5 protein-coding genes are annotated in these 8,404 nt (G+C 67.8%); 2 read left to right on the top strand and 3 right to left on the bottom strand.

Going from position 1 to position 8,404, the window contains the following annotated elements; all coding sequences use genetic code 11:
• Positions 1-164: 164 nt before the first annotated feature.
• Genes nusB through ribBA form a run of 3 tightly spaced genes read right to left on the bottom strand, consistent with a single transcriptional unit; the run spans position 165 to position 2,300 of the window.
• The gene (gene nusB / locus KBW95_RS22735; protein WP_211526443.1) at positions 165-635 is read right to left on the bottom strand and encodes a transcription antitermination factor NusB; all 471 of its coding nucleotides are present in this window, start codon (positions 633-635) and stop codon (positions 165-167) included.
• 17 nt (positions 636-652) lie between these two features.
• Positions 653-1,132 (bottom strand): 6,7-dimethyl-8-ribityllumazine synthase, encoded by a 480-nt coding sequence (ribH, locus tag KBW95_RS22730; protein ID WP_211526444.1) that lies wholly within the window; start codon positions 1,130-1,132, stop codon positions 653-655.
• Positions 1,133-1,190: 58 nt separating this feature from the next.
• Positions 1,191-2,300 (bottom strand): bifunctional 3,4-dihydroxy-2-butanone-4-phosphate synthase/GTP cyclohydrolase II, encoded by a 1,110-nt coding sequence (gene ribBA / locus KBW95_RS22725; RefSeq protein ID WP_211526445.1) that lies wholly within the window; start codon positions 2,298-2,300, stop codon positions 1,191-1,193.
• Between the two features lie 372 nt (positions 2,301-2,672).
• On the opposite strand from ribBA, the gene KBW95_RS22720 reads away from it, so the two are divergent.
• Both KBW95_RS22720 and KBW95_RS22715 read left to right on the top strand, forming a co-directional pair.
• Positions 2,673-5,345, top strand: coding sequence for an EAL domain-containing protein (locus tag KBW95_RS22720; RefSeq protein ID WP_211529400.1), 2,673 nt, complete (start codon positions 2,673-2,675; stop codon positions 5,343-5,345).
• A gap of 85 nt (positions 5,346-5,430) precedes the next feature.
• Positions 5,431-8,289, top strand: a complete 2,859-nt coding sequence (locus KBW95_RS22715) for a pitrilysin family protein (RefSeq protein WP_211529399.1) — start codon at positions 5,431-5,433, stop codon at positions 8,287-8,289.
• The last annotated feature ends 115 nt before the right edge of the window (positions 8,290-8,404 follow it).

Below are 8,404 nucleotides of genomic sequence, written 5' to 3'. Positions count from 1 at the left end.
CAGCGTTTCGACGGCATAGTGCAGGGCTGGAGACTTGCAACGATGTGGGCATAGATTAGAGCGAAGGCCGGGACCCAAGTTGCACGAATACCACGCACAGCCAACAAAAAAGCCACCGTACTCCCGCACGGTGGCTTCTCTCTATATAGATAGCACAAACGGCATCAACGCCGTCCGTCCGCCCCCACTTCGTCCGGACGCAGGCTGCCCGCCAGCTTGTCCAGCACGCCGTTGACGTACTTGTGCCCGTCGATCCCGCCGAAGGACTTGGTCAGTTCCACCGCTTCATTGATCACGACGCGGTAAGGAATCTCCGGATGGTTCTTCAGCTCGTAAGCGCCCAGCAGCAGCACCGCGTGCTCGATCGGCGACAGTTCGGCCAGTTGGCGGTCGATCAGCGGGGCGATCGATTCGCGCAGCTCGACCGAGGTGCTGATGGTGCCGTTCAGCAGTTCGGCGAAGAACTCGCCGTCGGCCTTGTCGAAACCGTGCGCGCCGCGGATGTTGGTGGCGACGGTGCGGGCCGCTTCATTGTTCAGCAGCCACTGGTACAGGCCCTGCAGCGCGAACTCGCGCGCGCGGTGGCGCGGCGTGCGGTTCTTGCTGGGGTTGGCGTGCATACTCTTGTCAGTCATGATCTTCGCTTCTTTCTTTACTCTTCTTCGGCCGACAGCTCTTCCAGGCCGATCAGCAGGTTCGACATCTCGACCGCCACGCGCGCCGCGTCCGCGCCCTTCTCCGCCATGCGGGCCTCGGCCTGCTCGTCGTTCTCGGTGGTCAGGATCGCGTTCGCGATCGGCATGCCGTAGTCCAGGCCGATGCGGGTGATGCCCGCGCCCGATTCGTTCGCCACCAGCTCGAAGTGGTAGGTCTCGCCGCGGATCACCGCGCCCAGCGCGATCAGCGCGTCGAACTGCTGGGTCTCGGCCATCTTCTGCAGCGCCAGCGGCACTTCCAGCGCGCCCGGCACGGTCACGTGCAGGATATCCTCGTCCGCCACCCCCAGGCGCTTCAGCTCGGCCAGGCAGGACGACAGCAGGCCGTGGCCGATGTCGGCGTTGAAACGGGCCTGCACGATCCCGATGCGCAGGCCTTCGCCTGCCAGATTGCTTTCATATGTTCCTACCGTCATGGCTGACCTCTTCTTGTCTGTGTATATATAGGTGATGTGTGTATGGTAGCGCGTTGCGTCAGGCGGCCGGGCACGGCAGGTAGCCGGTGACTTCCAGGTCGAAGCCGGTCATCGACGGCATCTTGCGCGGATTGGCCAGCAGCTGCATCTTGCCCACGCCGAGGTTGCGCAGGATCTGGGCGCCGATGCCGTAGGTGCGCAGGTCCATCGACGCGGCGCGCGCGCTGGCGCGGCCCTTGGCTTCCGGCGGCGCGAACTGGGCGAACAGCTGCTCGGCGCTCTCGCCGCAATTGAGCAGCACGAGCACGCCGCGCTCGCTGGCCTGGATGGTGCGCATGGCCGAGGCCATGTCCCAAGAGTGGGTGGACGAGCGGTTTTCCAGCAGGTCCAGCAGCGACACCGGCTGGTGCACGCGCACCAGCGCTTCCTTCTCGGGCGACAGTTCGCCATGCACCAGGGCCAGGTGGGCGCAGCCGCTCGGGCCGTCGCGGAAAGCCACCAGCTTGAACTCGCCGTGCTCGGTCGAGATGGCGCGCTCGGCCACGCGCTCGACCAGGCTTTCGTTCTGGCTGCGGTAGTGGATCAGGTCGGCGATGGTGCCGATCTTGAGGCCGTGCTCGTGCGCGAATTCGATCAGGTCCGGCAGGCGCGCCATGGTGCCGTCTTCCTTGATGATCTCGCAGATCACCGAAGCCGGGGTCAGGCCCGCCATCGCGGTCAGGTCGCAGCCCGCCTCGGTATGGCCGGCGCGCATCAGGACGCCGCCCTTCTGGGCGCGCAGCGGGAAGATGTGGCCCGGCTGCACCAGGTCGTCCGGGGTGGTGCCCTTGTTGACGGCCACCTGGATGGTGCGCGCACGGTCGGCCGCCGAGATGCCGGTGGTGACGCCTTCGGCCGCTTCGATCGACACGGTGAAATTGGTCCCGAACGAGGTGCCGTTCTTCGAGGTCATCATCGGCAGCGCCAGCTCGTCGCAGCGCTCTTCGGTCAGGGTCAGGCAGACCAGTCCGCGCGCGTGGCGGATCATGAAGTTGATCGCTTCGGGAGTGACGAAATCGGCGGCGAGCACGAGGTCGCCTTCGTTTTCGCGATCCTCTTCGTCGACCAGAATGACCATGCGGCCGGCGCGAAGTTCGGCAACGATTTCCTCGGTGCTGGAGATAGACATGCGAATTCCTTGAATCGGGACGGTTATGCGTAATCCGCTATTTTAAAGGATTTGCAGCCTTTCAACCGGCTTTCCCCCGGGAGACCCGCCATGGCGCGGCATGAGGCCGCCGCGGCGCGCGATCCGCCCGGCATCTGGTTGTCAATATGCAACAACAAGTGTCGCAGGCATCACCTCATACCACGGGCAAATTGTTAAGTTCCACATTTCCGCGCGCAACATCCTAGCGTGCCTGAGCGCGAGTCGATTATGATAAAGACATCGCAGCCGTTCGCACACGCGACGCACGGCCGCCCTCCCGACGGAGTTGCCGATGGTGGTAGTTCCTTATTCCAGCGCCCGTGCCGCCCTCGTTGCGAGAGGGCGGTGCTGATGGCCACGATCCTGATCGTCGACGATCGGCCGAGCAACCGCGCCTTCCTGGCCGCCCTGCTCGGCTACACGGGCCACCGGCTGCTGGAGGCCGAAGACGGCGCCCAGGCGCTGGCGCTCACGCGCGCCGAGCGTCCCGACCTGATCATCACCGACATCCTGATGCCCACCATGGACGGCTACGAGTTCGTCCAGCAGCTGCGCGCGGACCCGGCCCTGGCCGCGACCAGGGTGATCTTCTTCTCCGCCGTGTACGCCGAGCGCGAGACGCTGGCGATGGCCGCGCGCTGCGGCGTGTCCACGGTGCTGAGCAAGCCGGCCGACGCCCACCAGATCCTGGAAGCGGTCAACGCCGAGCTGGGCGTCCTCGAAGGCGCCCCCTCCCCGCCCCTGCCGCAAGACCATGAGCGCGAGCGCGGGCTGCCTTTCGACCTGTGCGCCCGCCTGTCCGAACTGGAGCGCTTGTGCCTGACCCTGGTCGGCGAGCGCCGCGTCGATGCGCTGGCCAGCGCCTTCCTCGACGCCGCGCGCCGCGTGCTGGACGCCGACGTCGCCGCCGTCTGCCTGCAGGAGAGCACCGAGCGCGGCGTGCGCCACCTCGAAACCCGTGGGATCGACGGCGCGCTGCTGCAGGCGGCGGCCCTGGACGATGCGCACCTGCCGGGCGCGCTGCTGCGGGTGCGCGCGCCGCTGCGCCTGTCCCAGGGCGACTCCCTGCTCGACAGCCTGCCCTTCGCCCACCCGCCGCTGGCCCACCTGCTCGGGCTGCAGGTGCACGACCTGCAGCATCCGCTCGGCTGGCTGTATTGCGGCCGCGGTCCCGGCGCCCGCCCCTTCACTGACGAGGAGGAGCGCTGGGCCACCGCGCTGGCGGCGCAGCTGGCCGTGGCCTACGAGAACCTGAACCTGTACGAGGTGGTGCAGCGCCACGCCGCCCAGCTGCAGCTGGAAGCGATCGCGCGCGCCGAGGCCGACGCCGCGCTGCGCGAGAGCGAGCACCGGCTCGAACTGGCGCGCCAGGTGTTCGACAGCACCCAGGAAGCGATCATGATGACGGACGCGAACGCGAATATCGTGGCCGTCAATCCCGCCTTCGAACAGATCACCGGCTATACCGAAGCCGAAGTGATGGGCGAGAATCCGCGCATCCTGCGCTCGGGGCGCCACAACGAGGACTTCTACAAGGCCATGTGGGGCTGCCTGGAAAAGGATGGCCAGTGGCGCGGCGAGCTGTGGAACCGCCGCAAGAACGGCGAAGTCTATCCGGAGCGCGCCAGCATCAGCGCGGTGCGCAACGACAAAGGCAAGCTGACCGCCTACGTGTCGGTATCGACCGACCTGTCGGCGCTCAAGGCGGCCCACCACCAGCTCGATTTCCTGGCCAACCACGACGCGCTGACCCTGCTGCCCAACCGTTCCCTGTTCAACGACCGCCTGCAGCAGTCGCTGGCCTCCGCGCGCCAGAGCGGCGGCCAGGTCGCCCTGCTGCTGTTCAACGTCGACCGCCTGTCCCGCATCAACGACAGCCTCGGGCACGCCGCCGGCGACGCCGTGCTGCGCGAGGTGGGACGGCGCGCCAGCGAGGTGGCCGGGCCGACCGACACCGTGGCGCGCCTGTCCGGCGACGAATTCGTCATGATCGTCAACGGCTGCGAGGACACCGACGCCATCATCCACTGCGCGCGCCGCCTGATCGACGCCATCGCCCAGCCGCACGAGGTGGGCGGGCACGACGTGGTGGTCACCGGCAGCGTCGGCATCAGCATCTATCCGCGCGACGGCGGCGCGGCGGGCGACCTGCTCAAGGCCGCCGACGCGGCCCTGGGCAGCATGAAGCAGTCGGGGCGCAACGGTTTCCGCTTCTTCAAGGGCGAGATGAACGCCGAAGCCATGCGCTGGCTGGCGCTCGAGACCCGGCTGCGGCGCGCCATCGAGCGCGACGAGCTGGCCCTGCACTACCAGCCGCAGATCTCGCGCCTGGACGGCAGCGTGGTCGGCATGGAAGCCCTGCTGCGCTGGCGCAACGGCGACATCGGCCAGGTCTCGCCAGCCGATTTCATCCCGCTGGCCGAGGAGACGGGCCTGATCCTGCCGATCGGCGAGTGGGTGATCCGCCAGGCCTGCTTCCAGAGCATGGCCTGGCAGGCCGCCGGCCTGGCGCCGGTGCGCATCGCCGTCAACGTCTCGGCCCACCAGTTCAAGGCCGGCAACGTGGCCACCGTGGTGCGCGCCGCCCTGCAGGACAGCGGCCTGGCGCCGGCCTGGCTCGAGGTGGAACTGACCGAAAGCGTGATGATGGGAGATTCGACCGCCGCCGAAGCCCAGATGGCGGAGCTGCGCGCGATGGGTGTCTCGCTGTCGCTGGACGATTTCGGCACCGGCTACTCCTCGCTCGGCTACCTGTCGCGCTTCCCGCTCGACAAACTCAAGATCGACCAGGCTTTTGTCCGCAACATCACCACCGAGCAGCGCAGCGCCGCCATCGCCCAGGCCACCATCGCCCTGGCCCAGGGCCTGTCGCTGGCGGTGGTCGCCGAAGGCGTGGAGACGGTCGGCCAGCGCGACTTCCTCGGCACCATCGGCTGCGACGTGTTCCAGGGCTACCTGTACAGCCGCCCGGTGGCCGCCGTCGAGATGGCCCAGCTGCTGGCCCAGGGCCGGCTGACGAAATAAAGGGGTGCAAGAGTCGGCTGTGCGCCCCCTGCCGGCGGCCCGGGCCGGGTTAGAATGCTCCGACACATACATCCGGGATAAGCCAATGAGCAACAATTTCGTGCGCAGCCTGTGCCTGGCCGCGGTGCTGTTCGCGCACATGCTGGCCAATGCCGCGCCCTCCGCGCTGCGGCTGGACGAGCCGATTCCCGTCGGGCCGCAGGTCAAGGTGGGCAAGCTGGCCAACGGCCTGACCTGGTACATCCAGCGCAACGCCCGCCCGGAACGCAAGCTCGAGCTGCGCCTGGTGGTGAAGGCCGGCTCCATCCTCGAAGACGAGGACCAGCGCGGCCTGGCCCACTTCGTCGAGCACATGGCCTTCAACGGCAGCACCCACTTCCGCAAGCACGAACTGGTGTCCTACCTGCAGTCGATCGGAGTCGGCTACGGCGCCGACCTGAACGCCTACACCTCCTTCGACGAAACCGTCTACATCCTGCCGATTCCGACCGACCAGCCGCAAAGCGTCGCCAAGGCCTTCCAGGTGCTGGAAGACTGGGCGCATGGTGTGCGCTTCGAGCCGGAGGCCATCGACAAGGAGCGCGCCATCGTGCTCGAGGAGCTGCGCCTGGGCAAAGGGGCGTCGGACCGCATGGGCAAGCAGATCTATCCGAAGATCTTCAACGGCTCGAAATACGCCGAGCGCCTGCCGATCGGGCACGAAGACGTGCTGCGCAGCTTCCGGCCCGCGGCGCTCAAGCGCTTCTACCGCGACTGGTACCGGCCGGACCTGATGGCCGTGGTGGTGGTCGGCGACATCGATCCGGCGCGCGCCGAATCGCTGATCAGGTCGCACTTCTCGCGCCTGAAGAATCCCGCCAGGCCGCGCGCGCGCGAATACGCCGCGATTCCGGCGCGGGCGGACACCGAGGCGCTGGTGGTGCTCGACCATGAGGCGAGCGGCAATTCGGTGCTGATCCGCTATCCGCTGCAGCCGGTGCGCGAGCCCGGCACCATCCGCGCCTACCGCGAGGAACTGGTGCAGGCCCTGTTCGGCGCCATGCTCAACCAGCGCCTGATCGAACTGGCCCAGCAGCCCGAACCGCCCTTCATGGCGGCCAGCAGCGCCCTGGGCAAGCTCACCCCGCGCTACCACTCCTACAACGCCAGCGCCTCGCTCGGCCCGCGCGGCGCGGCGCCGGCGATCGCGGCCCTGGTGCAGGAGAACGAACGCGCGCGCCGCCACGGCTTCGGCGCCCAGGAACTGGAGCGGGCCAAGAAGAACCTGATGCGCAGCTACGAGCAGGCCTGGAACGAACGCGCCAAGAGCGATTCCGCCACCTACGCGGCCGAATATATCCGCAACTTCCTGCAGCACGAGGCGATTCCCGGCATCGACACCGAATACCGCTACGTGCAGGAGCTGGTGCCCGGCATCTCGCTCGAGGAGCTGAACGCCTATGCGCGCCGCACGATTCCCGCCGATTCGGGCAAGCTGGTGCTGTACACCGGCATGAACAAGCCGGACGCGCCGACCGGCGCCCAGCTGCTTGCGGCCGTGGCCGAGGCGGCGCGCCAGCCGGTCCTGCCGCACGACGACAAGGCGGTGGCCGCGCGCCTGATGGACAAGCCGCCCGCGCCTGGCCGCATCGTGGCCGAGCGCCACGACAAGGCCCTGGGCCTGACCCACCTGAGCCTGTCGAATGGCGTCAAGGTGATCCTCAAGCCGACGGACTTCCTCAACGACCAGGTGATGCTGAGCGCGGCCCGCTTCGGCGGCCAGAGCCTGTTCGGCGACCAGGACATCCTCAACGCGCGCTTCGCCAACGCCATCGTGGCCAGCATGGGGGTGAAGGACTTCTCGCCGCTCGACATGCGCAAGATCCTGGCCGGCAAGGCGGCCGGCGTGACGGTCGGCCTGGGCAGCTACACCGACCTGGTGGCGGGCGCCTCGGGCGCCTCGGACATCGAGACCATGCTGCAGCTGCTGTGGCTGAAGTTCTCGACGGTGCGGCGCGACGAAGACCTGTTCCGCGCCTACGTCGGCAAGCAGGCCGAGCTGGCGCGCAACCAGAGCGGCCAGCCCGGCCGGCGCTTCGGCGACGCGGTGGTGTCCGCGCTGTACAACAACCATCCGCGCGCGCCGCGCGCCCTGGAGGCCGACGACTACGCCAAGATCGACCTGGACCGCAGCATCGAGATCTTCCGCCAGCGCTTCTCCAGCGCCAAGGACCTGACCTTCATCATGGTGGGCAGCTTCGATGCCGACGCGGTCCGGCCGCTGCTGGCGACCTACCTCGGCAGCCTGCCGACGCCGGATATTCCGGTCGCCTACCGCGACGTGGGCTTGCGACCGGTGACGGGCGTCGTCAAGCGCGAGGTGCGCAGCGGGCTCGAACCGAAGAGCACGATTTCGCTGAACTTCACGGGACAGGCCGAGTTCTCGGAAACCGAGCAGCTGCGCCTGGCGGCCCTGATCGAGGTGATCAACCTGCGCCTGATCGAGGTGCTGCGCGAGCAGATGGCCATGATCTACGGCGGCGGCGCCAACGGCGCGCTGAGCAAGATCCCTTACGGGAACTACTCGATCGGCATCAGCCTGCCGACCGGCCCCGAGCACGTGGACAAGGTGCTGGCGGCAACCTTCGCCGAGATCAGGCGCCTGCAGGAACAGGGGCCGAGCGCGGCAGAGATGGAAAAGGTCAAGACCAACTGGATCCAGAATCACCGGCGCTCGCTGCGCGAGAACGGGTACTGGGTGGCCAACCTGCAGGCGGCGCTGACCGAGGGGACCGATCCGGCCTCGATCCTGGATGTGGAGCGGCAGGTGCAGGCGCTCAGCGCGCAGGACGTGCAGGCGGCGGCGCGGCGGTATATCGACACGCAGAACTATGTACAGGTGGTGCTCAATCCGGAGAAACCGGGGGCGGCGCATGTCGCCGCATCGGTGGGAACGGGGAACTGAGGGCTCCGGCGCCTCACCGGGCGGACCTCCGGCCTGGGCCCATCGTAGGGTTGGCGGCTCTGCCGCCGACGCGTTCATGCGGCCCAGGAAAAAATAGCGCGCCTGCTCACCATTG

The sequence above is a fragment of the Massilia sp. ZL223 genome, assembly GCF_018119395.1.
In the GTDB taxonomy this organism is placed as follows: Bacteria; Pseudomonadota; Gammaproteobacteria; order Burkholderiales; family Burkholderiaceae_D; genus Telluria.
Note: the sequence above shows the minus strand (reverse complement) of the source record. Positions and strands in the feature narration are given on the sequence as shown.

What these genes read in the sequence shown, in the direction of transcription:
- KBW95_RS22720 (WP_211529400.1), top strand. Translation starts at nt 2,673, where the DNA reads ATGGCCACGATCCTGATCGTCGACGATCGGCCGAGCAACCGCGCCTTC.
- ribBA (WP_211526445.1), bottom strand. Translation starts at nt 2,300, where the DNA reads ATGTCTATCTCCAGCACCGAGGAAATCGTTGCCGAACTTCGCGCCGGC.
- ribH (WP_211526444.1), bottom strand. Translation starts at nt 1,132, where the DNA reads ATGACGGTAGGAACATATGAAAGCAATCTGGCAGGCGAAGGCCTGCGC.
- nusB (WP_211526443.1), bottom strand. Translation starts at nt 635, where the DNA reads ATGACTGACAAGAGTATGCACGCCAACCCCAGCAAGAACCGCACGCCG.
- KBW95_RS22715 (WP_211529399.1), top strand. Translation starts at nt 5,431, where the DNA reads ATGAGCAACAATTTCGTGCGCAGCCTGTGCCTGGCCGCGGTGCTGTTC.